This window comes from Maridesulfovibrio spiralis (SeqCode) (genome assembly GCF_048571135.1).
In the GTDB taxonomy this organism is placed as follows: domain Bacteria; phylum Desulfobacterota; class Desulfovibrionia; order Desulfovibrionales; family Desulfovibrionaceae; genus Maridesulfovibrio; species Maridesulfovibrio spiralis.
This window is the reverse complement of the sequence record NZ_CP182344.1, coordinates 3,251,788-3,278,387: the sequence shown is the minus strand read 5'-3', so window position 1 is coordinate 3,278,387 and position 26,600 is coordinate 3,251,788. Positions and strand designations below refer to the sequence as shown.

Genomic DNA, 26,600 nt, shown 5'->3' with positions numbered 1-26,600 from the left:
TTTGAAATAAAAATCAGCAAATCCCGTTCATTCTACGCCACTTTTGCAGACAATTTATAACACCTTCAAAAACTTCGTCGGGAGTCTTGCCGGCAGTATCCACGATGCACTCCGCATTGTGGTCTTCTTCAAACTTAACATCCACCCCGATAACCTCACCCAGATTTTCATACTGCTTCCCGGTGCGCTGCCGCTCAAGGGCCTTTTCATAGAGTCCGGCCATGACCAATCCCTGCTGCCGTCCGGCTTCACGTTTCATGGCCATGTCCACCGGGCAACGTAAATAAATCTCGGCAAAGTAACCTATCTTTTCTCGGGCATCATTACGCCAGCACCTTTCATTGGCCACTCCGTCCATGATAACACATCGCCCGGATTCCATTATAGAAATGGCATCCTCAACAAAAAGATTGTAGGCCCGCTGACGCTCGTCGCAGGTATATTCCGGGTTGGGTGTATAAAGCTTACGCCGCTCATCCATGCTGAGCAAAAACACTTTCACTTTTTCGGAACGAAGGTATTCATAAAGCTTAGCGGCAATGGTACTTTTGCCGCAACCGGGCAGGCCGGTAACCCAGACCGCCCAGTTTCTGTTAACGCATATACCGTTCGAATTGGACATAATCGAAGACCTCATCTTCAAGGACATTTTCAATAAAACGCAGCAAGGCTTCACGCACCTGCTGCGGATGATTCGGATACCAGACCGGGGAGGCAATTACCAGACCACGAAAAACAAAAAATGGAGCCATGACCTGCAAAACCTCTTCATCCCCGGTTTCTTCAAGGTACTTTTCCATATATGTCATGTACATTCTACGGAATTTGCTGGAAAAGCTACAATCATCATAAAGACCGAAAAGAATATAATTAGTCGCCATGCAGCAAAGGTCCCCTGCGGGTTCACCCCACTCCCCCCGGCTGCGGTCAAGCACGCTGAATTCCCCCGGACCGTTAATTAGCACATTCCACGGATGAAAATCTCCATGCACAGCGCATAGACGGTGGGTGTAATGGAAGAGTTTCCAGCGCCATTCGATGAGTTTTTTTTCCAGCTTGACAAACCGGTTCAATGAAAAGAAATCGCATGGATGCTCATAGGCCTCGTCAACCAAGCCCATGATGCATTCGCTGGAGCCGATCAATTCACGGATGCGGCGCTTGTACAAGTGAGGGTCATTTTTTTTCTCGGAGTGGATTTCGGCCAGCCATCCGGCAAGCCCTGCAGCATTCTTCCCATCCTGCCCCTGAAAACCGCCCTGCCTGATACGATCCAGATCATTGAAATAATCATATCCCTGCAATTTCTCATTGAGAATGAAAAATTCCTTCGGCTTCTGCAGAGGAAGCATCGCCCCGTCTGTGCCGATATAACCGATACCCATTGGTTTTACATGGCGCGGAAGCCGGGCTGAAGTTTCGTATTGGAACATAAGCACCGCTGCCCGGTCCCAATAAAACTGATGCCCATAGTTATCCCCTTTCATGACTGAGATCACGGTTTCCCTTTCTTCGCTATCCACTTTAAACTGAACAAGCAAAGGCTTCCCGTAACCAAACTTCTTCATGCCCTGCTTATCCAGAGAACCGATATCACCATAATCAACGAGTGTACTGTTAGGCCCGAAAGCTTCCTTAAGGTAGTTTTCAAGCATATCGGCGGTGATTTCAATCATGATCCGTCCTCCGGGTTTTAGACAAGGATACAGGAACAGAGGAATCACTTACAAACCTTTTTTGACAAAAAATAACGCCGAACAACTAAAAATGAAAAAGCCGAAATCCCAACAAAAGGATTCCGGCTTAATTACCTATTTATACTGAATCGACTACAGTTTGCCGAAGTTCTGCTCGTAACGCGCCCAGAACTCTTCCTCTGTATAAGAATGTTCCTGTGTTCCGAGTTTCTCAACACAGTAAACGGCACTGACTGCGCCGACATGCGCGGATTCAACAAGGTTTTTACCCATAGCAAGTCCCTTGATCAATCCGGCACGGAAAGCATCACCCGCTCCGGTGGGATCTTCAACAACTTCAGCCTTGGCAGAGGGAACTTTTGTTTCCCCGTCTTTTTCAACAACAAGGCAGCCCTGCTCACCGAGAGTAACAATGATGGAATCACAGATCTCCATAAGTTCGTCACGGGTTTTACCTGTGGACTTCATGATCATTTCCAGCTCGTAGTCGTTGGAAACGAGAATCTTGCAACCGCCGATCATTTCCAGCAGCTGCTCACCGCTGAATGCGGGAATGTTCTGGCCCGGATCATAAATATAAGAAATCCCCTTTTCGCGGTAGAACTTGGGGAAATTCTGCATATCATCAAGGTTACCGGGAGAAACAATCGCCAGAGCTTCAGCAGGATCGACAGCGGAGAAATCGTAACCGCAGCCGTACTTCATTGCACCGGGGTTGAAACCGGTAATCTGGTTATCGGACTTGTCGGTGGTGATGTAAGCACCTGCAGTGAATTCATCATCAACTCGCTTGATACCTTTCCGGGTGATTTTGTTATCATCCAGCCATTTTTCGTAGCCGTCAAAATCCTTACCCGCAGTTGCGAGAATCTCAGGTTTTTCATCAAGCATGGAAAGGGCGTAGGCTATGTTTCCGGCAGTACCCCCGAAACGCTCATCAAGGCCGTCAACCAAAAAGCATACGTTAAGCATGTGAATTTTGTCGGGCAGGATATGATCGGCAAAGCTACCGGGAAAACTCATAATTCTGTCATAGGCCAAAGAACCGGAAACCAATATCTGCATGTGTTGAACTCCTGAATTTTTAATCAGACAAAAAACTGCCCGCATAATTATAGCGGGCAGAGAGTACGCAAGAACAGTATCCTAAGTCAATAAGGTCTATATTGGATTCCTTGATCCCATACCTATTATTTTTGCCTCCGGAAACTACTTAGTATGACTTTTCACCCATTCAAAGAATTCATCATTTCCCTGCTTGGCTTCAAGAACCATAATGGCGGGACAATCGTAACTGTGAATATTTTTCACTGTCCCGACCAATGTCTCAACCAATTCCGGAGTGGTTTTGGCGATGAGCACAGCTTCGTCAGAACGCTCCAGCTTACCTTGCCACCAATATATGGATTCCATCTTCTCTATGATATTTACGCAAGCGGCAAGATGACGCATGAGCAGCTCGCCGCCAATATCACGCGCTTCTTCAGCATCACCGGTTGTTATATAAACCAACATTACGGACATAAAGCCCCCTACTTGCAGACAGGACTGGAACCGGGTTTGGCGTTGGCGAGATAATTACTGATCCCATCCAGCTCATCAGCTGTAACGGTCATGCCCATTTCGGCCATACGCTGGTTGGTTTTTTCCCAGGCAGCAAGATCTTTTTTACCCAGACCGCGGCAGACTCTTTTCAAGCTGTGACAGCTTGAGCATTTAGCCAAAACAAGGCTGGAACCGTCTTCAGCACCGGAAACAGAAAGGCCGAAGCCGGAGATACTAATAAGGGCCGCAACAACTAAGCTTAATGCTAATTTCATTTACAGTTCCTCCAATTTTCTATTTGGATTAAATGATACATGATTTGACATGAACGGCAACATTTATAACCATCATGGCAGCAGATTAGATTATTGTAAGTTATAAAAAGAAATGATAGCCCACACCATACATTATGAAAATGAAAACCCCTGATAAAAAGATTCTGGAACGGGCAACGATCATATATGACCGCCTGATTAAACGTTATCCTGACCCGGAACCGGAACTGGACTGGAACAATGCATGGGAACTCATGGTTGCCACTGCGCTGGCAGCCCAGTGCACCGACGTGCGGGTCAACAAGATTACCCCGGAGCTCTTCAGACGCTGGCCCGGACCGGCGGAAATGAACGAGGCTGATCTGGCTGAAGTGGAGAATGTCATCCGTTCCACCGGCCTTTTCCGCAACAAGGCCAAGAATCTTAAAGGCGCGGCGTCAGTGGTCATGAACGAATTCGGCGGTGAAATGCCCCGGACCATGAAAGACATGATCAAGCTGCCCGGAGTGGCCCGCAAAACAGCCAACATCGTGCTCTCCAACGCCATGAACGTACATGAAGGGGTAGCCGTGGACACCCATGTGAAACGGCTTTCATTCAGGATGGGCTTGACCGAAAGCACCAACCCCAATGTTATTGAAAAAGACCTGATGCCGCTTTTCAAGCCTGAAAACTGGGGCGATGCCAACCACGTGCTCGTGCTTTACGGACGTGAGATATGCTCGGCGCGCAGCCCCAAATGCGACATCTGTGAATTAAACGATATCTGTCCGCAAAACGGAATTGAGAAAAAATAATGAGCGAAGAAAAAAAGAAACCCGGAACTTTTACCGTTCACGCCACCGACGGGCACGCCCGCCGAGGAACCCTTGTCACCGCCCACGGTGAAATCCAGACCCCTGTCTACATGCCTGTAGGTACACAGGGTGCGGTTAAAGCTGTGTCCCCGCGAGACCTTAAGGAAATCGGCTCCCAGATCATCCTCGGCAACACATACCATCTCTATCTGCGTCCCGGTGATGACCTCATTGCCCGCCGTGGAGGACTGCACAAATTTTCCAATTGGGATAAACCCATCCTGACCGACAGCGGCGGATTTCAGGTTTTCAGCCTTGAATCAATCCGCAAGATCACTGAGCAGGGAGTTGAATTCCGCTCCTACCTCGATGGATCAAAACATTTCTTTTCCCCGGAAAAAGTCATTTCCATCCAGAACAACATTGGCTCCGATATCATGATGGTGCTAGATGAATGTGTGGGTTATGGACATGACCGGGATTACACCGCCCGTTCCCTTGAAATGACAACCCGCTGGGCAAAACGCTGCCGTGATGCCTACCCGGTAGGTTCAGGCGACCAGCTCATGTTCGGTATCGTACAGGGCGGATTCCACAAGGACCTGCGTGAAGTTTCCCTTGAGCAGCTTACCGAAATTCCATTTGAAGGATACGCCATCGGCGGCCTTAGTGTCGGGGAGCCTATCCCGGACATGTACGACATCCTGCAGCACATCGGACCCAAGCTGCCTGAAAACAAGCCCCGTTACCTCATGGGTGTTGGCACTCCGCTGGATATCCTCGAAGGCATCGCAAACGGCGTGGATATGTTCGACTGCGTACTGCCCACCCGAAATGCCCGTAACGGAACCCTGTACACCAGCCTCGGCAAGGTCAACATAAAACGCGCCCAGTACCGCGAAGACGACTCTCCGCTGGACCCCAACTGCGACTGCTACACCTGCCGTACATTCAGCAAAGCGTACCTGCGCCACTTGTACGCAGCCAAGGAACTACTTTCCTATCAGCTGAACTCAATCCATAACCTGCGTTTCTTCCTCAAGCTCACCGAGGAAGCCCGAGATGCCATTGAGAAAGGCACTTTTGACGACCTCAGAAAAAAATACGAAGCAGTCTACGAGCCTGTTGTTCGCTAAACTAAACCGGCAAACATACTATTAATAAAAAAGCACTGACCATTGCCCCAATCAGGCAACGGTCAGTGCTTTTTTCGGTCTTGCAAACAGGGAATCAGATATCCTGCCCTTCCTTATTATTCGAAGGCGGCGGAGGTAATCTCTTTAAAAATTTGTCCATATTTTCACCGCACTCAGTGAGCGAAGCATCACATCCGCTCTCACGCAGAACCTGCTTGATGTCATCCATCATTTTGGAGACAAAGAGCATCCCCGGATTTTCCACCACTTCGCTAGCACCCTTGCCCGTTCCGGAAAGAATCCCCATAACCTGCATCATGGTCACATTACTTGGTGAAATGGCAAAAGAATACACATCGCTATCGTCCTCTGCACTTTTTACCAGAATACTACCCTCGACGAACTTATCCAGCAATGGAGAAATAAATCGCACCGGAACTCCTACCTCAGCTGCAAGATCTTCAACATCATACGGGGATTCTGAACGGTCAAAGCGCAGAGACATCAAGCTCAAAGCCAGCAATGAAAATTTCTGCATGTCCTCAACACCCGCATCGGGCATGAATCTCTGCTGACGATAGAGCATAACATTCTGCACGGCGTAACTAATTTCGGAACCGAGCAGAACAATCACCCAGCTGGCATAAAGCCAGACCAGGAAAAGCGGCAACTGCGCAAAGCTGCCGTAAATGGCATTATACTTGGAAACCCCAATCTGCCAATTGATATAGGCCCACTGCGCCAGCTGCCAGACAGTCCCTGCAACCACGCCCCCGGCAAGCGCGCTGCTAAGCCTTACCCTTGTGTTGGGCATGAAGGCATAAATAAAAGTAAAAGCAATCCAGATCAGCACCAAAGGAGCCAGATTGATCAAAGTGGACTCCAACACAGTAACTCCATAAATATTTTCGAGCTGGTGAAGCGCGGCCTGCTTTTTAATAGTCACGCTGACACTGGTAGCAACGATCACCGCTACCGGACAGATGAAAATAACCGAGAAGAAATCTGTGAACTTGCGCCAGAAAGTACGGCCTTTGCGAACTTTCCAGATAATATTGAATGCCTTTTCCACCGTACCGACCGTGGAAAGAACGGTTAAAAGCAGTGTTGCTACCCCGATCCAGCCGAGGGTCTGGACATTGGTATTGTCAACGTATTCCAAAATCTTGGTAACCACCTCTTCCCTTCCGGCGGAAACCTTGAGCAGCATGTCGTGAATGAAGTTGGAATCCTGAAACCCCATTCCTTTCATCAAGGAAAAAGCCACCGCCAAAAACGGTACAATGGAAAGCATGGTGGTAAATGTAAGTGCTGAAGCACGGATAATGCACTGATCTTTTAGAAAACCAACAGTAACCAGATAAGCGATGCGGGCCAAAGTACGCAAGAACTTCAAAGGTCCGTTGTGATGAGAAGAACCCCAATCCCAGATATCGTTCAAAAAGAAGTCCGAAATCCGCTGTCCAACCTTTCCCCCGGTCATCGCGTCCCCCTACATGCTTATTTAGAATAGCAGCTACCAGCAGCTTAAAATGCAAATTTAGTGAACCATATCAGAATATAAGCTTCCTGAAAAACATAAAAGATTGCTCCGGCAGGCCGAGAACATCATTCAAGACATCACTCCAGCGTTCCAAACCCTTCACTTCAACCTTCGGGTTGCTCAATTTTCCGGTCACAGTCACATTGACCCCGGTCAAAGCATCGAGGAGGGCATTAACCAGTTTAAGATAAAGGTTTGGCAGCTTTATGATATCTGCATTTACCCGCAGGTCGATGGAATCATCGGGAAAACTGAATCCGCCTGTGGCTGTAGCAGTAAGGTAATCGGTTTTAAGCAGATAATTACCGACATTAAATTTACCCTCCTTACCGTTTATTGTTCCGGCCATAATGGAAAAATCAGTAGTGCCGGGAGCTTTTTTATCTTTGGCGTCTTTATCTGCGGCAGCTTCAAATAAATAGGAGCCCTCCAGAATCCTGAAAGCCAGCCCCCCGGTCAAGGTATCCACAAAATCAATGTTGGCTGTAGAGCGTCCATTAATTTTTAATGAGGCATCGGTCTTGCCTGTCACATAATCACGACCCACGTAATCCACGAAAAACAAACCGGACTGAAATCCCTGAACGTCAATATCCGTAACCAGAGAGACTGTGCCGTTTTTAAGGCCTAGATCAAGCTTACCAGTCAGATCGCCCTCATGAAAATCAGCTTTCATGTTGTGGATATCGAAGACAGCATTCTGCATATCAACATCAGCACTGACCCTGTTCGCTCCGAAATCAAATATACGAAAGTAGTTACACTCAACCCTTCCGGTAGCATTTATAGCCCCGAGCAATTTATCCGGAAACTGCCATTCCGGAAGTTTAAAATTTTCGGTTTTATGAACGCCGCTCTCTTCAGAACCGGGGTGTGCGCTCTCCTCTTCCCTATCTTTACTGAGCTTCTTAATCGTAGGCGGTAAAAAACGGTCCACGTTCACACGGTCAGCATTAATGTCAAAATTAAGGGCCGGTTCCTTGAAACCGGAAACCTGAAATGTTCCCTGCGCGGAAGCATCATCAAGTCTGCACTTCTCCACCCGCAGAGTCAGATTCTCGCCGTTCAATTGAAAAGAAGTACTCAACTCGGCCGTAGTAAAAGCGTCGGGATCATTAGTCTCCGGTTTCTCCACTCCGAAGAGTTCAAAGAACTCACTGCAGCCTGTCTCAGGCAACCTCAGCACGCCTTTTGCCGATACAGTATCAGTACCCATCCTGCTGGCTTGAGCACTACCGTGCAAGTCGATACTTCCGCTTTTCACAGCAAATTCATCAAGCTTGAGGTCACCGGAAATCAAGCTTCCGCTCCCTACTATAGTTAGGGAAACATCTTTTTTGATAACCGGGACACCTTTACCACCGATGGAAAAGTCCAACCGCCCGTCCTTCACAGCAACCTTTTCAGGATTCCGGCGGTTATAGAGCACTCCACCTTTGAAACGGCCCTTGAATCCACCTTCGGGTTCAAGGAAATTACCGGAAATACCGAGATCAATGTTACGCCCGACCAAACCATCGGGACCCCCTACATTCAGCGGATCAAATTTCAAGGACAAAACAGCGTTTTTAGCATTCAACTTCTTGAGTTCAGGAGGGATGTCCTTAAAACCCAGAGAAGCCACAACCCCTTGGGCCTCAAGCTTGGAATCCAGCCTAAGGTTGCGGACCAGCTGCAGCGGAGTCCGTCCACTGGAAGACAAATCATTAAGGTTGAAAGATGCTTTCCCGGAATGGAATTTTAAACCATCCACTTCAAGCGGAATCCGGGCCAGAGAAAAAGGACTGACTGTCCCCTTGCCGCGCAGGTAGACCACACCTTTTTCACGCTTATCATCAAGCACCAGATCAGCGCTCAAAGCGAAATCTCCATCAAGATATGAGCCTTTAGCGATACTTAGATCAGCAACTTTGGGTCCCGGAGAAACTGCAATAGTGACTTTGTTAAGACTGATTCCATCATAGTCAAAACGCCCTACTTCCAACTTGCCGTTGCAGGGAATCTTATTCACCATATTGGCAATGACCATATCCCGGAAAATATGCCTTTTCGGCTGCGGCTCAACCGTGGAAAGAGTGGCATTGCCCTTTACTTTCTTCTCAAGATCCAAAAGTTTTTCATAGGGATCAAAAACAATTGAGTCGGCCCGCACATCAAATTCAACCCAGGGATTACTATAATCCTTAACCGAAAAATCCCCTTTCACCACCGTCTTATCCACAGCCAGAACAATATTTGACAGTTCCGTTTTTTCCAGCGTTGAGTGAAAATTCATGGCAAAGGAAGCCTTATTCAATATGTCCTTGAAATTCTTTGGAATAGAGACCGGAGTAAATCTGGAAAACACCTTTTTGGGATCAAATTTGGTGGACTTCAGCCAGCCCTTGAAATCAGGATTGTAATAAATATCAGTACAATTCGCCACACCGGACAGCCGAATACCTGCACCCTGCAACACCAGACCATTTACATCAATTTCACCATCAACAAGGTTGAAACCAAGAGAAGCGATACCCTTCACAGGCTCATTAGTTCCAAACAGTTCTTCACTCTCGACCTTCATTGCGAGCGATGTTTCTGTAAGCAAAACCTGCTTGTCTTTAAACGAGAAATCCAATAGGCCCTTGAGATTTGCCTGAGCCTTGATGTTGAACAGCTCTGCATCAAGCATTGCGCTCAAATCAAAAGCCAGAGGCGTGCCCTTACGCAACAAACCGGTACGGATATTAATCCCGGAAACCTTAAAAGAATTGCCGCTGCCCATATCACTGTAGAAACAGGTAGCATTGAAAATGCTGGCTCCGCGAACACTTAAACTGTTGAAATACCGGGTACGTTTATCCCCCTTGTCACTTTCCTCTTCAGTTTTCATCAACGGCAGGTTAAGTGAACCGTCCTTAAGCCGCGAGACATGAAACGAAGGAGAATCAACAACTATTGTATCCACCTCCAGGCTTCCGCTGAGCAAGGGTATAAACCGAACCTTGAAATCAATATCCTGCACTGTAAGCATATATGGATATTCCGATCCTTCCTGTGCAGCGACCGTAACCGGCCCCGAATCCACTCCCAGCCATGGATAAAAAATCAGTTCAAAATTTTCATGAAAGCTTACTTTACGTTCCAATTTCTCACTGAGCAATTCTTCAAGCATAAGGCGCGGTTCATCAGACTCAAGATAATATACTCCACCCGCAACCGCTGCCAATATGCAGAGATCAAAAAGGATGAATAGAATCCATAAAAGTTTTTTTACCCGCAAAATCACTTAAAGTACCTATGTTGGAAAATTCTCGGACAATCGAATAGCAATACGTCATAACGACAGAAAGTGTAAAGAAAACACGACAGGCTTGTATCTGCCAAAACGCGTGGCTACTTTTCCTGACAGAACAGGGAGGTCTTCATCGGATGCCCGGTGACATCAGCAACGACAGGGCATTTTACTTTAAAAGCATAGTAAACGTCAGGCATAACGCCCCAGAGGGATTCAAAATTTCCCTGCCCTTTACTGAGCACCACCGGAGCTTGATCAAGCCGGGAACGAAACTCGTCACTGCAACGGTTAAGCACTGTACCGGGAGTATCAACACCGGAAGTTACCACCTCGCATATATCGGTCATACCGACTACATCTGCATCTACCATTGTAGCATCATTGAGGATATTCTTGCCACGTACCGCATAGGTCACCTCAATACCTTCATCGCGCAACAATCCGGTTAAAACAGTGTCCAGTCCGATCTCCCCGGCATTATCACCGAGGATAAGTAAAGATTTATGACTGCAGACATTATCAATAAATTCCGCAAAAACTTCCCGGTCCAGACCGTGCTCAAGATTACCAAGCTCATCTTCCCAATCATATTCGCCCATCACCGCACAATCCATATAGTTGCCGATGATCGAAACACCCATGGCCGCAAGCAGGGGATATTCACTTGACAGCACCTTAGCCTTGACCTCCGGCAACAACTCCAGCACCCGGGTATTGGCTTCTTCCTTCTGAGCTTTAAAAATATCAATGCCACCAACGTGCTCCGCTGTCTCGCGGAAAAGACGACCGGCAATAGACGGCGGCGACTCATTTAAATCCGCATCGGCAAAGCCTGCAGCCCAGTGCTTGACGACTTTTTCATGAATATCTTCCTGACCGGGGCAGGTGGCTCTGATTCCGGCAAGAGCCATTTTCAAAAAACACGGCAGACAATCCAGATGGGTTCTCATAACGATACCTTTCCCTGCTGGTGAGGCAGGGGCTTATTTTGCTTCTGTCTTACAAAAAAATGGGCGAATTTTAAGCCCTAAGCAATTTACAAAACTATCCTGCCGCAAATCAAGACATTGAATTAACTGAAATTAAAAGCGAGGCACGGCAGTTGCTAATATCAAAGTGAAGATAACTTAAACAGAGGAGCAACAATGCCATTTACCAACAGAAATAACAATAGCTCCCAAAGGGCGGGTCGAGGACTTGGTCCTTGCGGAGCCGGAATGGCCAAAGGTAGAGGCGCCGGAAACAGACAGGGCTTCGGACGCGGACAAGGCGCAGGACGTGGTCAGGGTCTGGGCCAAGATATGTACCGGGGCATGAGCCAGGGTGCAGGAATGAGGAAGCGTGACGGTTCATGCCGATTCATGGGCGTACAACAAAACTTACCGGATCAATACACCAACGATCTGGAAAAGCGTATCGCCAATCTTGAAGCCGAAAACCGCAAACTCAAGGCTGAAGCCAACAAATAATGATTGTTCCGGCACTTAGGTGCCGGAATCTTTTTTAAGGAACACGATATATGAAAATAGCAATTGCCAGCGGTAAAGGCGGAACCGGAAAAACTACCGTAGCCGTTAACTTCGCCGCCTATCTTGATTCTTTAGGCAAAAGCGTGAGCTTCACCGATTGTGACGTGGAAGAACCCAATGCGCACTTTTTCCTCAATCCTGAACTCGGCGAGGAAAAACCCGAATACCTCACCGTACCGGATATTGATGAGGATAAATGTCTCGGCGAATCCTGTAAAAAATGCATTGAACTCTGCCGATTCAAATCCTTGATCTGGATGGTTGATTCCGTGCTGTGCTTTTCCGAACTATGCCACGGCTGCGGTCTTTGCGAGCTGGCCTGCCCTGCCGATGCCATAGGTAAAGGCCAACGTGAAATCGGTACAACTTCTACCGGTAAAGCAGGCAACATTCATTTTTCAAAAGGGCTGATGCGTATCGGCGAAGCAATGGCTCCTCCGCTGATTAATGCTGTTAAAAACATTTCCCCGGAAGCGGAAATCAACATTCTCGACTGCCCTCCCGGAACCTCCTGTCCGGTAGTGGAATCAATCGACGGAACCGACTTTGTGGTTCTGGTAACTGAACCCACCCCCTTCGGCCTGCACGACCTCAACCTCGCTGTGCAGCTGATGCAGACTCTCGGAAAACCCTGCGGTGTGATCATCAACCGTGCGGGCATGGGTGATGACCGGGTAGAAAAATACCTCGTTGAAAAAAGTGTTCCCTTGCTTGGATCGCTTCCGCACAGCCGCGAAGCCGCATCCAAATATTCGGAAGGACACCTTCTCTATAAGGATATCCCCGGATTCGAGGAAGAATTTGCCAAAATATGGTCTTCAATCCAAGCACATGTGAGCGGAGCAGAATAGAATGAAACAGTTAGTAGTAATTAGCGGTAAAGGCGGAACCGGAAAGACCAGCGTGGTTTCCGGACTGGCCTCAATCGGCCCCAAGAAAGTTCTAGCGGACTGCGATGTTGATGCTGCGGACCTGCACCTGATCATGCATCCTGAAATTAAAGACAGGCACGATTTCCTCAGCGGTGAACGCCCGGAAATCAATCCGGAACTCTGCACCCAGTGCGGACTTTGTGTCGAGCACTGTAAATTTGATGCGATTTCGGATGAATTCAGAATCATGCCTGAAAAATGTGAAGGTTGCGGAGTCTGCTCGTATGTCTGCCCGGTTGAAGCTGTTTCAGTCTCGCCACGCCTTTGCGGCCAGTGGTTCCGCTCCGAAACCCGTTTCGGCCAGATGATTCATGCCGAACTCGGTATCGGTGAAGAAAACTCAGGTAAGCTGGTTACAACCGTGCGCAATGCATCTGCTGAGGTTGGCGAAGAGATTGGTGCTGAACTGGTACTTGTGGACGGTTCCCCCGGGGTAGGCTGTCCGGTAATCGCCTCGCTGACCAATGCTGACCTCGCTGTTTTCGTAGCCGAACCGACAATCTCGGCTATCCACGACCTGAAGCGGGTCCACAAACTCACTGAACATTTCAGAATCCCCTCCATGACGATCATAAACAAATGCGGGATCAACGCCGAAAAGGAACAGGAAATCCGCACCTTCTGCGCTGAAAAGAATATCCTGCTCGCAGGGGAACTGCCGTACGACACCATTTTTTCAAAGGCTCAGCTCGCAGGTCAATCCGCAGTTGAATATGACCCGGATGGCATGGGGAAAAAGATAGAGGCCATCTGGACTAAAATGGAAGCAAACCTTTAATTGGAGAGAAGCATGAGTAAGGAAAAAATCGTTATCCTCGGTTGCAGCTCGGCAATGGACGACATCTGTATCGGCTGCTCCCGCTGCATGGTCGGTTTCAACCGCCGAGAAGGCGAATTCAAAGACTGTGCTGATGATGCTGAACTGACCGCAATCGTTGGTTGCGGCGGCTGCCCCGGCAGCGGCATTGTGACCAGAATGGCCCACATGAAGCTTTGGAACGCGCCTATGGACGAAGTTCCGAACAAAGTTTATGTTGCCCCCTGCATTACCATGCACTGCCCGCACAAGGACGTGCTTCTGAAAAAAATCAAAGCCAAGGCTGGATGTGAAGTCGTCGAAGGCACACACCCCTACATCCCCGAAAACATTTTTGGTTAACAGCTTTTAGATTATGCCGATTTATGAATATAAATGCCGCGAATGCGGAAACGTGTACGAAGAGATTACCAGCGTAAACACCCAGACAACCGAGTGCCCCAGCTGCGGCAAACCCGCCGGGGAAAAACTCATGTCCTCCACTTCATCGCTGACCGGAAAAGAAACACCCAACGTCCCTGATGCCGCAGGAACCGGATGCTGCGGTGGCAACCCATCATCCAAAGGATGCGTACCCGGCTCCTGCTGCGGCAAGGCTTAAGAATCCCAAAACTTTTTATCGAGGCTTCGCCGCTTTGTTTTGATAGTTTTGCAAAAATAAAGTCGCAATATCTTATGAGATATTGCGACTTTATTTTTAATTGTCTTCTAAAAATCTACCTGCGGAGCTTATTAAAGATCGTCAATCAACTCCTGAGTCAGCCCGACAATTGTGATGCCGTGCTTTTCGGCAAATTTGATAGACTCGTCGAGATCGAAAAAGAGGCTCTTACCGGCTTCGACGCCGAGACAGGTCGCACCCAAATCTTTCATACCCTGTACGGTTTTAAGGCCGATAGAAGGCATATCCACGCGCTTTTCCTGACCGGGCTTGAAAACTTTCACAATGCAACAGCCCTTTCCGCCAAGCTCACAACCGCGCTTGATGGCTGCGTCGGTACCTTCAATGGCTTCGACAGCAGCAACGACCCCTTCACGAACAACAACGCATTGGCCGATATCCATGCGACCAAGATCGCGAGCGATCTTCCAACCAAAAGAGAGATCTGACCGCTCAACTTCGTTCGGCTTGCGCTTGGTCAAAAAACCGGAGGGAGTGAGCAGCTCAGGGGCATATTCATGCGGCCCGACCACCTGCATACCTTCAGACTCAAATTCATTAGCAATAGTCCGCAACAAGACATCATCGCCTTTGGTCGCAAGCTTGAAAAGCAGTTTTGCAGCGCGGAAATCAGGACGAATATCAAACGCCTTGGGCTTGTTGATGGTTCCGGCCATGACCACTTTGTTGACTCCATTTTTGTTAAAAAATGAAATCAGCTTGTTGAGCTGGCCGAGCTTAAGCTCCACAGACTCTTCAACGTATTCGTCCACTTCGAAATTTGAATGGCCTTTAAAAAAAACAGCCACAACACGATTACCCTGTGCTGCGGCTCCTTTTGCAACCAGGAGGGGAAATTGTCCCCCCCCGGCTATAAGACCTATTGTGTCTTTTTTGCTCATAAATTCTTTTCAGGTGTCCGGTCAGCAGGGCAGATACCCCTTTCGCTGGTCTTGATGAACTCTATGAGGCGCGCCACTTCAGGAGTGTCGGGGAACTCATTCTCAGCCATTTCAAGAGACTCTTCGCGAGTAAGACCTGAACGGAAAATAATGCGGTAAGCCTTTTTAATATCGAGACAGGTTTTGGATTTGAAACCGTGTCTTCTAAGACCTACGGAGTTAGGTCCATGCAGCACGCCGCGGACTCCGGTTGCCAGCATGTACGGGGGAATATCCTGACCAAAGCCGGACATTGCACCGAGAAATGCGTACTCACCGATTCTTACGAACTGGTGGATACCGGACAGACCGCTGATGGTTACAAAATCACCAACTTCGACATGACCGGCAAGACTTGTTGCGTTAGCCATGATGACATTATTACCGACAATGCAGTCATGGGCGATATGAACGTAAGCCATGATCATGCAGTTGCTGCCAACCACGGTTTTTTCACAACCCTGTACAGTACCACGATGGATGGTCATGTATTCGCGGAAAATGTTGTTATCGCCGATTTCAACGGTAGTAGGCTCACCTTTGAAACCGAGATGCTGCGGATCACCACCAAGCACAGCTCCGGTATGGACAACATTGCCCTTACCCATGCTGGTGTATTTCTTGATCTGGGCATGAGCATCGATAGTACAATCGTCACCGATGACAACATTGCTCTCAATTACACAGAAAGGACCGATCTTAACGTTCTCGCCAATCTGCGCACCCGGGTCAACTATAGCACTGGGATGGATTTCAGTAGCCACTATACGGACTCCTTGTCGACAATCGCTGCGGAAACTTCACCCTGAACGGCAATTTCTCCGTCAACAGTTGCGACACACTTCATTTTCCAGATATTCATTTTACGCCTAACGTCGTTGACTTCAAGAACAAGCTTATCACCGGGGACAACAGGTCTCCGGAATTTGAGCTTGTTAATTCCGGTAAAGAGGAAAACCTTATCTTCGGTTTCAACATCATCAGTGCTGAGCACAATAATGCCTCCAGCCTGAGCAAGGGCTTCCACGATCAGAACGCCGGGCATGACCGGAAGACCCGGGAAATGCCCCTGGAAAAAAGGCTCATTCATGGTGACATTCTTGTACGCCCTGATGGACTCACCGGGCTTGACCTCTTCTACACGGTCAACGAGAAGAAAAGGATAGCGATGGGGAAGCATCCCCATAATCCCTTTAATATCGATAATATCGGGAGTTGAATTACTCACTTTAATCTTCCTTGCTTAATTCTGCTTCGAGTGCCTTGATACGCTTTTCAAGCTTAGACATCTTCTTGGCCATATCAGGTAATTTTCTATGATAAATGGAGGATCTTAAAAAATTCCCCTTCTCTTGGATCGGGGAACCGGCACCCATGAATCCGGCAGGGATATCATTTGTTACCCCGGCCTGCGCGCCGATCAGTGCTCCATCGCCAATCTTGATATTGTCCACAAGTCCGGCCTGAGCGGCGAGAATTACGGAATTACCAAGCTTGGTGCTGCCAGCAACCCCGGACTGGGAAATAATGAGACAATCCTCGCCAGTAGTTACGTTATGGGCAATCTGGACAAGGTTATCAATCTTAGTTCCCGAACCGATTCTGGTAACATCAAGAGCAGCGCGGTCAATACAGGTGTTTGCTCCGACTTCGACCTGATCCTGCAGCTCGACAGTACCGATCTGGGGGATCTTCATATGTTTGCCGGAAACCTGAGCATATCCGAAACCGTCACCGCCGATTACAGATCCGGGCTGAACGATAACACTGGCTCCGAGCACAGTTCCGGCCATGAGGGAACAATTCGGGTAAATAATGCAGCCCGGTCCGAGCACAACATCTTCACCGATATAAGTACCGGCAAAAATTTTGCAGTTCGGACCGATTTTTGAATCCTTGCCAATAAAGGCAAAAGGATAAACTGTAGCGCTCTCATCAACTTGCGCATCAGGATGAATGAAGGCCAACTCATGAATTCCTTCCACACAGCCCTGCGGGCGGGAAAAAACATGCATGGCTTTAGCCAGATCCATGTAGGGGTTCTCACTGATTAAAGCGGACTCCACCTGATCTGCATATTTCTCTTCCAGTACGACAGCTGCGGCTTTAGTAGTCTTCAGCGCAGCTTCGTACTTGGCATTTGCCAGAAAGGACAATTCGGAAGGACCTGCAAGTTCAAGTGTGTTAAGACCTGAAATTTCCTTGTCCTTACCTGCCATCTTCAGACCGATAAGACCGGCTAGTTCTGAAAGAAGCATAAGCCCTACTTCTTGCCTGCTCTAAATGCGCGGTTCATTTCCAGCAGCAGCTGGTTGGTGATATCGATGCTGCCATCAACATACAGAAAACCGGATGTCTTCTTGTCGTAAATAGCAGTGTAGCCGTTTTTCTTACCATAATCGGTAACAACTTTTTTAAGCAGCTCAATAACAGGTGTTGCGACCTTTTTCTCTTCGATCTGCATTTTGCGCTGAGTAGCCTGAGCAAGATCCTGATAATCTCTTACCTTGCGCTTGAACTCAAGTTCTTTGTCCTGCTTAGCTTCGAGGGAAAGAACAAGAGCCTGCTTCTGCAGTGCCTGCTTAAGACTTTCAAGTTCTTTCTGTTTGCTTTCAAGCTGTTTTTTTGCAGTCTCGAATCTTTTTTCCATTTTCTTCTGGGCGTCCTGACCAACTTCAGAGTCTTTGATCAGTTTAGCCATGGATGCTACCGCGATTTTCTGGGGTGCGGCGAAGGCAGAACTCTGAAAAGCAAAAACCAGAACCAGTACTGCAAAAAGAATTTTACGCATTTTAAAAATACTCCTTATAATTCCTGTCTAATATTCAGCCGAAAAGGCATGCCGAAAATCAGCATGCCCTTCGTTTACATCAATTCATAAAACTCTGCTAGAAGAACTGCCCCATGGAGAACTCAATCTTATGTCTGGAGCTGTCTTTAAGCTTATCAAGTCCGTAACCGTATTCGATTCTGATCGGACCCATCGGCGAGAACCAGCGCAGCCCTGCACCGATACTCTTGTACATACCAAGGAACAGCTCTTTGCCATCTTCCTGTTTGGTATCGTAGAAGAAGTCCTGACCATCATCCCAAGAGTTACCGATATCGAAGAAACCGAGACCGACAAGGCCAAGCTCTTCATTAATAGGGAACAAAAGCTCGAAGTTCATGTAGAGCATTTTGTTACCACCGATACGGTCACCGGAGGAACTGTCACGGGGAGAAATCTCACGACTGTCATAACCACGGACGTTATTGATACCACCTAGGTAAAATCTTTCGAATACAGGGATATCGCCGTCACCGAAGTTATCATGAATAAATCCGAGACTACCCTTCCAGTGGAAGATAAGATCCCAGAAAACCGGTGTGAAGTAGTTAGAGTCATAAGTGTACTTTACAAAGGAGTCATCCCCCATGAGGATACCTCCACCCATTTCAACAACCAGGTTATTCAAAGTACCAGAGGACGGGTTGAAAGCCTTGTTGGTTGTATCGCGCTTCAAACCGGCGGTAACAACACTGGACCAGTTGAAGCCTTCAATATCTTTGATATCCTGCGCTGCATTATCAGACACTTCGGAGATTTCATAGTTATCCAAACGATAGTTGGTATAGAAAGAAGTGTATTCACCAAGGGGATAACCTGCGGAAATAACACCCCCGATAGTCTGTTTATCGTAATCGGTAAAATCATCATCACGCCAGTAGGTCCTGAATCCTCCTCCCCAGCGGGTATCATTGATGCGGGGGTTGTAGAAGTTCAGCCCGTAGCTGATGGTCTTGGAGCTCCAGCCACCGTTCAGTCCGAATTCCCAGCCGCGACCGAAAAGGTTACGTTCAGTGATCTTCGCAGAAACAAAGACACTGTCAGATGTGGAGTAACCGATACCACCACTGATCATACCGGTGTTTTTATCCTTGATCTTGACCTTGAGGTCCATTTCTCCGGGGTCTCCGGTAGGAACTGGCTCAATGTCGACTTCGCTGAAGTAATCAAGCTTGTTCAGACGGACAATGGAGCGTTTCAATTTGGAACCGCTGAACTGATCACCGTCAGCCAGACGCATTTCACGTAGAATAACGTTGTTTCTTGTCTTGGCGTTACCTTCGATGATTACACGGCGGATATGAACTTTCTGACGTTTTGAGATGATGAAAGTGATATCAACAGTTTTATCATCCCTGTGCTGGTCAAATTTAATATTTGCTTCAGCGTAGGCATATCCATAGTTGGAATAAAAATCGGAAAGGGATTTCATATCTTCCCGCAGCAAGGAGCGGTCAAGATACTCGCCGCCTTCAGACATATCGTCAGCAGTTATAAGCTCACGCAATCTGGATTTTTTAACAATCAAATCACCCTGAAAGGCGACTTTACCAACTTTGTAACGATCCCCCTCAGCGACTTTAAATGTGACGTAGATACCGTCTTCTTTAATATCAACTTCGGGCTGACCGACTTTAGCATCAATGAAACCTCGGTTCCCGTAATAAGCATGGATAGCCGCAGCATCTCTCTCAAGCAACTCTTCTTTGAGAATACCGGTCTTGGTAAACCATGAGAGCCACCCTCTTTCAGTGAGTGCTAATTCACCTTTGATGTCATCAGGATCAAGGTGCTTGGCTCCTTCGATGATAATGCCTTCAATGTAGAGCTTGTTGCCTTCATCAATATTAAGGTTCAAGCGAGCCTGCGCCCCTTCTCCGTCAATACTGTAATCGATCTTGGCGTTGTAATACCCTTCTTTGCGGTACATTTCGCGCAGGGTATTCAAGTCGTCTGAAAGAACTTTAGGGTTCAGAACCGCGCCTTTCTTGGTATTCAGTGCTGCAAGAATATCATCCGCATCAATTGCGTCTTCGCCCTTAACCGAAATAGCCTGAATGCGAGGTCTTTCCTTAACATCAAATATAATTTTCTTTCCGCCGGGAACATCGGTAACTTTGACCTTTACATCATCAAAGTACCCGAGCGCATAAATATTCTTGAGGTCAGCGTTGATCTTGGAGGGAGTATAAATATCTCCGGTCTTGATATTGGTACGCATCAGGATGACGTCTTTATCAAGCACCCGGCAGCCCCGGACTTCAATATCGGCAATTTTATCCTGACTAAGCAACTCCAGCTTCACTTTGGAGACAAGCTCGTCTACTGCCGGCAGCAGGTTGATCAAACCTTTCTTAGATACAAAAAGCGGAACAGCCGGTTTCATACCGAAAGCTTCCACAAGACGGACGTCCAAGCTGAGGTCTTCACCAATCTGGCTGAAACTACCATATATGGAATATCCAGCTCCTGAAAGCAAAGCCATATCTTTCGCAGCCTGAATATTTAAAAATTCAAACCCCTGCTCATCCACGATCTGCATAACTTTCTGCTGGTTAACCACGCGAAACCCGGCTTCGCGCAATCTGTCGGAAAGAAGAGTGGGTAAACTGTCTTTAAGGTATTGGGTATCAGCATCAGCATTAACTTCAAAGGGAAGTACGGCGAGAATCACACTGGAGGCTTCATCAGCCTGTGCTTTGCCGGCCCCGAAATGAATCAGGAAAGCAAAAGTCGCCGCAATCAGTAAAAGCAGAATTCTAGTTCTGGGCATACAGTTCTCCGGAACGCAACTCTAGCCGACGGTTCATAACACCGGCCAGTTCCATGTTGTGGGTCACAACCACGAGCGTCATTCCTAGCTCTTCATTAAGGGAAGCCAGCATCTCTCCAACCATCTTCCCTGTCTTCTCATCCAAGTTGCCGGTAGGTTCATCTGCAAGCAAAACTCTCGGTTTCAGAAGAACAGCGCGCGCAATTGCGGCTCTCTGCCTTTCCCCGCCGGACAGGGTCGTCACCCTGTGGTCGAGTCTGTTTTGCAACCCTACCAGCCCAAGGGCTTCACGGGCCATGTCAGAAGCTTCCCTCTGACTTATGCCTGCCATCATGGCAGGAAGAGCGACATTTTCCAGAGCGCTAAACTCCGGAAGAAGGTGATGAAACTGAAAAACAAAACCAATTCCCCTGTTTCTCACTTCGGCCCGTTTTTCAGGTGTCATATCATTAATATTCATTCCCGCAAATTGGATATTTCCACTTGAAGCAGTATCCAAGGTACCGAGAATGTGAAGCAGTGTAGTCTTACCAGATCCGGACGCCCCGAGAATGGCAAGGGACTCTCCGGCTTCAACCTTCAGGTTAACGTTATCCAGAATCCGCACAGTCTCAGTCGGTCCTTCGTATTCTTTTACGACATCTGTAAGTTCGTAAAGCAAATTACTCATACCTTAAAGCCTGTGCCGGTTCGAGGGCAGCTGCCTGTCTGGCGGGATACAAAGTCGCCAAAAAACAGAGCGTGAAAGCTGCTACACCAATTACTGTAAGATCCACCCAATCCATTCTGATAGGCAGATAATCCACCGGGTAAACATTGCTCGGCAACTTGATGAACTGATACTTTTTAAGCAACAGTGCCACGGGAACCCCGATGAGGTATCCGGTGCCGGTTCCAATCAAGCCGATTAATGTACCCTGCAGCATAAAAATTCTTCTGATACTTCCCGATGTTGCGCCCATGGACATCAACACAGCAATATCTTTGGTCTTCTGCATTACCAGCATAACCAAAGTAGTGATGATGCTGAATGAACCGACCATGACGATCATTGCCAGAATGATGAACATAGCGGTCTTTTCGAGCTTGAGGGCAGCGAACAGGTTAGCATTCATTTCCTGCCAGTTCCTGATCTGCACCGGATATCCAGCGAGTTCTTTATCAAGAAGATCGCCTATCTTATCAACTGCATATACGTCAGCCAGACGAATTTCAAGGCCGGAAACAAAATCACGCTTAAATCCCAGCAATTTCTGGGCAGCGACATTACTGATGTATGCCAGCGAGGAATCGTATTCATACATCCCGGTCCTGAAGATTCCGCCAACCTTGAAAACCCTGACTTTCGGGGTAAAACCGGCCGCAGTGCGCGTTCCGGAAGGCGAAAGCAGGTTAACGGTCTCGCCAATGACAAGTCCCAGTCGTTTAGCCAGCTGATTTCCGATAACTATTTCAGGGATTTTACCTTCTTTTCCAAGACAGTCAACACTACCTGAGAGCATATCCCCGGGCAGGCTGAGCACACCTTTGGCGGTATCGGAATCAACGCCGCGCAGAACAACTCCCTTAACGCCACCACCGCTGGAAAGCATGACTTCAGAATAGATAAAGGGCGTTACACCTGTAACGCCCGAAATCTTTTCAATTCGATCTGTCATGTGATGATAATTTTCAAGCGTGCCGTCATATGCGGTCACGATGACATGGGCATTCACTCCGAGAATTTTATCGCGGAGGTCGGTTGAAAAACCGTTCATAACCCCTATCACCACAATCAGGGCTGCTACACCCAGAGCAACGCCGCACACGGCAAAGAGAGAAATCACCGAGATGAAAGAGTTTTTCCTCAGGGTAAAGAGATACCTCAGTGCGACGAAGAGTTCAAACCTCATGAGCCACCATTATTAGAAGCACCCTCATGCCTGAGAAGCGGGAACAGGATGACTTCCCTGATGTTTGCACTGTCAGTAAGCAGCATAACCAGACGGTCAATACCGATACCCTGCCCGGCAGCCGGAGGCATACCGTATTCAAGGGCACGGACATAATCTTCGTCCATGTTGTGGGCTTCATCATCACCAGCATCTTTTTCAGCAACCTGTTCCATGAACCTGCAACGCTGGTCCACAGGGTCATTCAGTTCGGAAAAGGCGTTAGCCAGTTCGCGACCATAAATGAACAACTCAAAACGGTCTGTAATATCGGGGTTCTCTTCGTTCCTTCTGGAAAGAGGAGAAATATCAGTGGGGTAATGATAGATGAAGTGCGGCTGGATCAGCTTGGGCTCAACCAGTGCGTCGAAAAGCTTGGCCTGAAGCTTGCCGAGTTTTTCACCCTCAACAGCTTTCTCACCGAGCTTCTTAACAAGCTCCTTACACTTATCGTAATCATTATAGACCTCAGGAGAAACACCACCGATAGTCTCAAGGGATTCGTGGAAGGCTACGCGATGCCACGCTCCGGGGGTCAAATCGATCTTCTCTTCCTGATAATCAATAACAGTAGTTCCGTTAACTTCCTGACATACGGAGGAGATCATCTCTTCGGTTAGATCCATAAGATCTTCGAAGTCAGCGTAAGCCCAGTAGAATTCAAGCATGGTGAATTCAGGGTTATGCCGAACGGAAATACCTTCGTTACGGAAGTTACGGTTGATTTCGTAGACTCTTTCGAATCCGCCAACCAACAGGCGCTTGAGGTAAAGCTCCGGCGCGATGCGCATATAGAGCTGCATATCAAGGGCATTGTGATGGGTGGTGAACGGACGTGCTGCCGCCCCGCCTGCGATGGGATGCATCATGGGAGTTTCCACTTCCATAAAGCCCTTGGAATCCAGATAGTTACGAATACACCTTACTATAAGGGTTCGCTTCTGAAAAATCTCACGTGCGCGGGGTGTAACAATCAGGTCCACGTAACGCTGCCGATACCTGGTCTCCACATCCTTGAGCCCGTGGTACTTCTCGGGAAGCGGACGCATGGATTTGGTAATCAGGTCAACCTGTTCAGCCTTGACGGTCAGTTCGTCAGTCTTGGTCCTGAAAAGAGTACCTTCAACCCCGACGATATCGCCGATGTCGAATTTTTTGAAAATTTTGTAGAGGTCTGCGCCGAGATCATCCCTCGCCACATAGACCTGAATCCTGCCGGTAGGATCCTGAAGATGAAAGAATGCGACCTTACCAAAGGAACGGTGGGTGATAACTCTTCCGGCAAGTTTGAATTTCTTGCCCAGAGATTCCAGCTCTTCGCCTCCGATATTGTCATAATTGTCCCAGATATCTGAGACGTCTGTATCTTTACTGAAGTCATTGGGATAAAGCGGTATGCCTTCGTCGAGAAGACCACAGGCTTTTTCCACGCGATTCTTCAGAACCTGATTGAGTTCGTTCTGAGCTTGCAGAGCCTCAAGCATGGGCATAAATGATTGCACATGCTCTGATTTGGTTGCCAGCTTGATTTGCTTTTTCTTCTTGCCGCTCAAGTTATTAATTCTCCGTAACCGAATAAAGTCTAGATAAATACAAGATCCGTTGATTGCCTAAGCTAATTACCCTTTGTCGTCAAGAAAGTACATCTTTTATAGTTCACTTTCACACACAAATATTTTTTGAAAAAAATGTTTGACAAGTGCGCTACAAATCCGTAAAAACCATCTTCGTTGCAGCGGGAAACCGCACAACACGAAATATTCCTCGGTGGCTCAATCGGCAGAGCGGGTGACTGTTAATCACTAGGTTGGGGGTTCAAGTCCCTCCCGGGGAGCCAGATAGCTCAAAGGCTGCTTTCATTTGAAAGCAGCCTTTTTTTATTTCAATAAGCCAACCTACTCACGACAACAAAAGATCTTATCCAATTGCCCTACATTAAATATATATACCCTGAAAATTCCTACTTCGGAAAAAGCCTCGCCTTCTCACAAAAGAGCTGCTGAGAATGCCGAGAACAAGCAGATTCGACCATCCAAAGGGACTATTCAATAAAGTCTAAAGTTTTTTTAAATTAAATTAAAGATAATGTTTGACATGAGCACGGCAAATCCGTAGAACCGTCTTCGTTGCAGCGGGAAACCGCACAACACAAAATATTCCTCGGTGGCTCAATCGGCAGAGCGGGTGACTGTTAATCACTAGGTTGGGGGTTCAAGTCCCTCCCGGGGAGCCAGATAGCTCAAAGGCTGCTTTCATATGAAAGCAGCCTTTTTTTATTTCAGTGTTTTGCAATCCCCCGCAGAGTGTCAGGTATAATTTCATCCGGGACATATCCGCCCACATGATATCTCTTTAAAATTGAATAATATGTTCCGTCGCGTGCGATTTTCTCCAGCCCCTTTGTAAACTTCTCCCTCATCCCCCTCTGTCGCTTTTGAAAAATAACCGAAAGCGTCATCTCCTGAATAGGCTTGCCCAAATAACTGAACTCTGCCTCTTTATCAGGAAACAAGTCCCAAATCAGATACTCGCCCGTGACATGAAAACTGATAGCGAAATCGAATCGACCAACTTCCAGCTTCATAAAATTAAGACGTATGTTTCTAACGAGATCCGTTTCCAATCCAGCCGCATCCAATGTTCGCTGACTACTGCTCCCTCGAACATTACCAAAGGAGTAGCCCTGCAACTCCTCCAAACGTTCAAAATCAATCCCGTCTGGAAAATTCTTAACCTTATAAAAAGCAACAAATTTAAGCTTGATAATATCTACCGGCTCCACTTCATCGGCCAGCCCGCTTCTCTCGAACCACTCCATAGCCCCTAAACAGCAATCACCAACTTTCGAAGCAATTGACCAAACATTTCTAGACATAGGCAGAAGAGAATATTCGACATCGGCACCCTCAACTCGAAATGCCTCAGTCACAATATCCCTAAGCATACCTTCGCCAAAACCGGGGGTTTCCTTTTCAAACACTAACGGCGGATATATAACCGACGACACAATAATAGGCTCCGCCACCCATGCAGTTGACGCAAACATAAAAAGAGCTGCCCACCCTATTGATATAATGAAAAAATATTTTAAAACTTTCATATAAGACCTTCCTCATTTTAGGGCTATAAAACCTAGGCTCCACAAATAACATATCAAAAACATTCAAATTATACACCTCTACGGAACTAAAACATAAAAATTTAATTAAATTTCATATAATGTTTGACAACTTCAAAACAAGTCCGTAGAACCAATCTTCGTTGCAGCGGGGAACCGCACAACACGAAATATTCCTCGGTGGCTCAATCGGCAGAGCGGGTGACTGTTAATCACTAGGTTGGGGGTTCAAGTCCCTCCCGGGGAGCCAGATAGCTCAAAGGCTGCTTTCATTTGAAAGCAGCCTTTTTTATGACCTATCCCTCTGACTTAAGCACATCGACACGGTAAACTTATTCTTTTCTTTGCACTCCTGCTCTTCGCGGGGTATATTTAGTCATGCAGACAACTTACCCCCATCTCCCCATCTCGCTTCTTAAAAGCCCCCCTCCCGGCTCAGATTCCGACCTTGAAGTAAAAGACAAGACATCTTTGGCTGCTCCAGAGAAAAAGAAAGTGCTCTGCCGTAGCTGCGGTGCTGAAATTACAGACAATTCATTTGCCACCAATGTGAATGACAGCCACGAGCACTCCTTTTTCAACCCACATGGATATGTATTTCAGATCAGGTGCTATTCTGCCGCCACAGGATGTATTTCAGCCGGAAAACCATCCAATGAGTTTACATGGTTTTCCGGGTATACATGGCAGCTTGCTGTCTGCAACAAATGCTCAGCCCATCTAGGCTGGAGGTTCCAGTCTGACTCCGTATCTTTCTATGGACTGATCAGAGACAAAATTTCTGAATAAAAAAATCCC

26 protein-coding genes and 3 tRNA genes are annotated in these 26,600 nt (G+C 47.5%); 11 read left to right on the top strand and 18 right to left on the bottom strand.

Annotated elements, in window-relative coordinates; genetic code table 11:
- Positions 1-13: 13 nt before the first annotated feature.
- From ACNI29_RS14630 to ACNI29_RS14610, 5 genes are all read right to left on the bottom strand, one after another.
- The gene (locus tag ACNI29_RS14630) at positions 14-622 is read right to left on the bottom strand and encodes an adenylyl-sulfate kinase (RefSeq protein ID WP_419779105.1); all 609 of its coding nucleotides are present in this window, start codon (positions 620-622) and stop codon (positions 14-16) included.
- Positions 594-1,676, bottom strand: coding sequence for a phosphotransferase (locus ACNI29_RS14625; RefSeq protein WP_419779104.1), 1,083 nt, complete (start codon positions 1,674-1,676; stop codon positions 594-596). Before ACNI29_RS14625 ends, ACNI29_RS14630 begins: the two co-directional genes overlap by 29 nt.
- A 153-nt stretch (positions 1,677-1,829) precedes the next feature.
- Complete coding sequence (locus ACNI29_RS14620; protein WP_419779102.1) at positions 1,830-2,762, bottom strand: carbohydrate kinase family protein; 933 nt, start codon at positions 2,760-2,762, stop codon at positions 1,830-1,832.
- A gap of 144 nt (positions 2,763-2,906) precedes the next feature.
- Positions 2,907-3,221, bottom strand: coding sequence for a divalent-cation tolerance protein CutA (gene cutA, locus ACNI29_RS14615; RefSeq protein ID WP_419779101.1), 315 nt, complete (start codon positions 3,219-3,221; stop codon positions 2,907-2,909).
- Positions 3,222-3,229: 8 nt separating this feature from the next.
- A complete protein-coding gene (locus tag ACNI29_RS14610; protein ID WP_419779100.1) occupies positions 3,230-3,517 on the bottom strand; it encodes a hypothetical protein in 288 nt (95 codons plus the stop codon).
- 134 nt (positions 3,518-3,651) lie between these two features.
- Here ACNI29_RS14610 and nth point away from each other — a divergent pair, with 134 nt between their 5' ends.
- Both nth and tgt read left to right on the top strand, forming a co-directional pair.
- Positions 3,652-4,314, top strand: coding sequence for an endonuclease III (nth, locus tag ACNI29_RS14605; protein WP_419779099.1), 663 nt, complete (start codon positions 3,652-3,654; stop codon positions 4,312-4,314).
- On the top strand, positions 4,314-5,450 hold the full coding sequence (gene tgt / locus ACNI29_RS14600; protein ID WP_419779098.1) for a tRNA guanosine(34) transglycosylase Tgt: 1,137 nt from the start codon (positions 4,314-4,316) through the stop codon (positions 5,448-5,450). Before nth ends, tgt begins: the two co-directional genes overlap by 1 nt.
- A 94-nt stretch (positions 5,451-5,544) precedes the next feature.
- Here tgt and ACNI29_RS14595 read toward each other — a convergent pair whose 3' ends face one another.
- From ACNI29_RS14595 to ACNI29_RS14585, 3 genes are all read right to left on the bottom strand, one after another.
- Positions 5,545-6,933 carry a YihY/virulence factor BrkB family protein gene (locus ACNI29_RS14595; protein ID WP_419779097.1) on the bottom strand — a complete coding sequence of 463 codons (1,389 nt, stop codon included), beginning with the start codon at positions 6,931-6,933 and terminating at the stop codon, positions 5,545-5,547.
- Between the two features lie 70 nt (positions 6,934-7,003).
- Positions 7,004-10,261: an AsmA family protein gene (locus tag ACNI29_RS14590; protein ID WP_419779096.1), complete on the bottom strand. Its 3,258-nt coding sequence runs from the start codon at positions 10,259-10,261 to the stop codon at positions 7,004-7,006.
- Between the two features lie 107 nt (positions 10,262-10,368).
- Positions 10,369-11,220 carry a damage-control phosphatase ARMT1 family protein gene (locus ACNI29_RS14585; RefSeq protein ID WP_419779095.1) on the bottom strand — a complete coding sequence of 284 codons (852 nt, stop codon included), beginning with the start codon at positions 11,218-11,220 and terminating at the stop codon, positions 10,369-10,371.
- Between the two features lie 267 nt (positions 11,221-11,487).
- Here ACNI29_RS14585 and ACNI29_RS14580 point away from each other — a divergent pair, with 267 nt between their 5' ends.
- The 5 genes from ACNI29_RS14580 to ACNI29_RS14560 are packed head-to-tail and all read left to right on the top strand — an operon-like array spanning position 11,488 to position 14,149.
- Positions 11,488-11,739, top strand: a complete 252-nt coding sequence (locus tag ACNI29_RS14580; RefSeq protein ID WP_419779094.1) for a hypothetical protein — start codon at positions 11,488-11,490, stop codon at positions 11,737-11,739.
- 50 nt (positions 11,740-11,789) lie between these two features.
- Complete coding sequence (locus ACNI29_RS14575) at positions 11,790-12,650, top strand: nucleotide-binding protein (protein WP_419779093.1); 861 nt, start codon at positions 11,790-11,792, stop codon at positions 12,648-12,650.
- Position 12,651: 1 nt separating this feature from the next.
- Positions 12,652-13,509 (top strand): ATP-binding protein, encoded by an 858-nt coding sequence (locus tag ACNI29_RS14570; protein WP_419779091.1) that lies wholly within the window; start codon positions 12,652-12,654, stop codon positions 13,507-13,509.
- Between the two features lie 12 nt (positions 13,510-13,521).
- On the top strand, positions 13,522-13,890 hold the full coding sequence (locus tag ACNI29_RS14565) for a CGGC domain-containing protein (protein ID WP_419779090.1): 369 nt from the start codon (positions 13,522-13,524) through the stop codon (positions 13,888-13,890).
- Positions 13,891-13,903: 13 nt separating this feature from the next.
- On the top strand, positions 13,904-14,149 hold the full coding sequence (locus tag ACNI29_RS14560) for an FmdB family zinc ribbon protein (protein WP_419779088.1): 246 nt from the start codon (positions 13,904-13,906) through the stop codon (positions 14,147-14,149).
- A gap of 131 nt (positions 14,150-14,280) precedes the next feature.
- Here ACNI29_RS14560 and ACNI29_RS14555 read toward each other — a convergent pair whose 3' ends face one another.
- From ACNI29_RS14555 to lysS, 9 genes are all read right to left on the bottom strand, one after another.
- Entirely contained in the window at positions 14,281-15,111 is an 831-nt protein-coding gene (locus tag ACNI29_RS14555; protein WP_419779087.1) for an LpxI family protein, read from the bottom strand.
- Positions 15,108-15,914 carry an acyl-ACP--UDP-N-acetylglucosamine O-acyltransferase gene (lpxA, locus tag ACNI29_RS14550; RefSeq protein WP_419779085.1) on the bottom strand — a complete coding sequence of 269 codons (807 nt, stop codon included), beginning with the start codon at positions 15,912-15,914 and terminating at the stop codon, positions 15,108-15,110. Before lpxA ends, ACNI29_RS14555 begins: the two co-directional genes overlap by 4 nt.
- Positions 15,914-16,378, bottom strand: a complete 465-nt coding sequence (gene fabZ, locus ACNI29_RS14545; protein WP_419779083.1) for a 3-hydroxyacyl-ACP dehydratase FabZ — start codon at positions 16,376-16,378, stop codon at positions 15,914-15,916. Before fabZ ends, lpxA begins: the two co-directional genes overlap by 1 nt.
- Position 16,379: 1 nt before the next feature.
- Entirely contained in the window at positions 16,380-17,408 is a 1,029-nt protein-coding gene (gene lpxD, locus ACNI29_RS14540) for a UDP-3-O-(3-hydroxymyristoyl)glucosamine N-acyltransferase (RefSeq protein ID WP_419779082.1), read from the bottom strand.
- A gap of 5 nt (positions 17,409-17,413) precedes the next feature.
- Positions 17,414-17,941 (bottom strand): OmpH/Skp family outer membrane protein, encoded by a 528-nt coding sequence (locus tag ACNI29_RS14535; RefSeq protein ID WP_419779080.1) that lies wholly within the window; start codon positions 17,939-17,941, stop codon positions 17,414-17,416.
- 97 nt (positions 17,942-18,038) lie between these two features.
- Positions 18,039-20,753 carry an outer membrane protein assembly factor BamA gene (bamA, locus tag ACNI29_RS14530; protein ID WP_419779079.1) on the bottom strand — a complete coding sequence of 905 codons (2,715 nt, stop codon included), beginning with the start codon at positions 20,751-20,753 and terminating at the stop codon, positions 18,039-18,041.
- Positions 20,740-21,423, bottom strand: a complete 684-nt coding sequence (locus tag ACNI29_RS14525) for an ABC transporter ATP-binding protein (protein WP_419779078.1) — start codon at positions 21,421-21,423, stop codon at positions 20,740-20,742. The genes bamA and ACNI29_RS14525 overlap by 14 nt, the downstream gene beginning before the upstream one ends.
- The gene (locus ACNI29_RS14520; RefSeq protein WP_419779076.1) at positions 21,416-22,645 is read right to left on the bottom strand and encodes a lipoprotein-releasing ABC transporter permease subunit; all 1,230 of its coding nucleotides are present in this window, start codon (positions 22,643-22,645) and stop codon (positions 21,416-21,418) included. Before ACNI29_RS14520 ends, ACNI29_RS14525 begins: the two co-directional genes overlap by 8 nt.
- On the bottom strand, positions 22,642-24,168 hold the full coding sequence (gene lysS / locus ACNI29_RS14515) for a lysine--tRNA ligase (RefSeq protein WP_419782112.1): 1,527 nt from the start codon (positions 24,166-24,168) through the stop codon (positions 22,642-22,644). Before lysS ends, ACNI29_RS14520 begins: the two co-directional genes overlap by 4 nt.
- Before the next feature lie 277 nt (positions 24,169-24,445).
- Between lysS and ACNI29_RS14510 the strand changes: the two genes are divergently transcribed.
- Positions 24,446-24,521 (top strand) — tRNA-Asn (locus ACNI29_RS14510).
- Positions 24,522-24,841: 320 nt separating this feature from the next.
- A tRNA-Asn gene (locus ACNI29_RS14505) sits at positions 24,842-24,917 on the top strand.
- Positions 24,918-24,962: 45 nt separating this feature from the next.
- On the opposite strand, the gene ACNI29_RS14500 is transcribed toward ACNI29_RS14505, so the two are convergent.
- A complete protein-coding gene (locus ACNI29_RS14500; protein ID WP_419779075.1) occupies positions 24,963-25,784 on the bottom strand; it encodes a substrate-binding periplasmic protein in 822 nt (273 codons plus the stop codon).
- Positions 25,785-25,976: 192 nt separating this feature from the next.
- Here ACNI29_RS14500 and ACNI29_RS14495 point away from each other — a divergent pair.
- Positions 25,977-26,052, top strand: a tRNA-Asn gene (locus ACNI29_RS14495).
- Between the two features lie 128 nt (positions 26,053-26,180).
- Positions 26,181-26,591 (top strand): cereblon family protein, encoded by a 411-nt coding sequence (locus ACNI29_RS14490; RefSeq protein WP_419779074.1) that lies wholly within the window; start codon positions 26,181-26,183, stop codon positions 26,589-26,591.
- Positions 26,592-26,600: the final 9 nt, after the last annotated feature.

What these genes read in the sequence shown, in the direction of transcription:
- ACNI29_RS14490 (WP_419779074.1), top strand. Translation starts at nt 26,181, where the DNA reads ATGCAGACAACTTACCCCCATCTCCCCATCTCGCTTCTTAAAAGCCCC.
- ACNI29_RS14610 (WP_419779100.1), bottom strand. Translation starts at nt 3,517, where the DNA reads ATGAAATTAGCATTAAGCTTAGTTGTTGCGGCCCTTATTAGTATCTCC.
- lysS (WP_419782112.1), bottom strand. Translation starts at nt 24,168, where the DNA reads ATGCTTGAGGCTCTGCAAGCTCAGAACGAACTCAATCAGGTTCTGAAG.
- bamA (WP_419779079.1), bottom strand. Translation starts at nt 20,753, where the DNA reads ATGCCCAGAACTAGAATTCTGCTTTTACTGATTGCGGCGACTTTTGCT.
- ACNI29_RS14580 (WP_419779094.1), top strand. Translation starts at nt 11,488, where the DNA reads ATGGCCAAAGGTAGAGGCGCCGGAAACAGACAGGGCTTCGGACGCGGA.
- ACNI29_RS14555 (WP_419779087.1), bottom strand. Translation starts at nt 15,111, where the DNA reads ATGAGCAAAAAAGACACAATAGGTCTTATAGCCGGGGGGGGACAATTT.
- ACNI29_RS14585 (WP_419779095.1), bottom strand. Translation starts at nt 11,220, where the DNA reads ATGAGAACCCATCTGGATTGTCTGCCGTGTTTTTTGAAAATGGCTCTT.
- ACNI29_RS14625 (WP_419779104.1), bottom strand. Translation starts at nt 1,676, where the DNA reads ATGATTGAAATCACCGCCGATATGCTTGAAAACTACCTTAAGGAAGCT.
- ACNI29_RS14560 (WP_419779088.1), top strand. Translation starts at nt 13,904, where the DNA reads ATGCCGATTTATGAATATAAATGCCGCGAATGCGGAAACGTGTACGAA.
- ACNI29_RS14520 (WP_419779076.1), bottom strand. Translation starts at nt 22,645, where the DNA reads ATGAGGTTTGAACTCTTCGTCGCACTGAGGTATCTCTTTACCCTGAGG.
- ACNI29_RS14575 (WP_419779093.1), top strand. Translation starts at nt 11,790, where the DNA reads ATGAAAATAGCAATTGCCAGCGGTAAAGGCGGAACCGGAAAAACTACC.
- ACNI29_RS14595 (WP_419779097.1), bottom strand. Translation starts at nt 6,933, where the DNA reads ATGACCGGGGGAAAGGTTGGACAGCGGATTTCGGACTTCTTTTTGAAC.
- ACNI29_RS14570 (WP_419779091.1), top strand. Translation starts at nt 12,652, where the DNA reads ATGAAACAGTTAGTAGTAATTAGCGGTAAAGGCGGAACCGGAAAGACC.
- ACNI29_RS14525 (WP_419779078.1), bottom strand. Translation starts at nt 21,423, where the DNA reads ATGAGTAATTTGCTTTACGAACTTACAGATGTCGTAAAAGAATACGAA.
- ACNI29_RS14620 (WP_419779102.1), bottom strand. Translation starts at nt 2,762, where the DNA reads ATGCAGATATTGGTTTCCGGTTCTTTGGCCTATGACAGAATTATGAGT.
- ACNI29_RS14535 (WP_419779080.1), bottom strand. Translation starts at nt 17,941, where the DNA reads ATGCGTAAAATTCTTTTTGCAGTACTGGTTCTGGTTTTTGCTTTTCAG.
- tgt (WP_419779098.1), top strand. Translation starts at nt 4,314, where the DNA reads ATGAGCGAAGAAAAAAAGAAACCCGGAACTTTTACCGTTCACGCCACC.
- ACNI29_RS14500 (WP_419779075.1), bottom strand. Translation starts at nt 25,784, where the DNA reads ATGAAAGTTTTAAAATATTTTTTCATTATATCAATAGGGTGGGCAGCT.
- ACNI29_RS14630 (WP_419779105.1), bottom strand. Translation starts at nt 622, where the DNA reads ATGTCCAATTCGAACGGTATATGCGTTAACAGAAACTGGGCGGTCTGG.
- lpxD (WP_419779082.1), bottom strand. Translation starts at nt 17,408, where the DNA reads ATGCTTCTTTCAGAACTAGCCGGTCTTATCGGTCTGAAGATGGCAGGT.
- cutA (WP_419779101.1), bottom strand. Translation starts at nt 3,221, where the DNA reads ATGTCCGTAATGTTGGTTTATATAACAACCGGTGATGCTGAAGAAGCG.
- ACNI29_RS14565 (WP_419779090.1), top strand. Translation starts at nt 13,522, where the DNA reads ATGAGTAAGGAAAAAATCGTTATCCTCGGTTGCAGCTCGGCAATGGAC.
- nth (WP_419779099.1), top strand. Translation starts at nt 3,652, where the DNA reads ATGAAAATGAAAACCCCTGATAAAAAGATTCTGGAACGGGCAACGATC.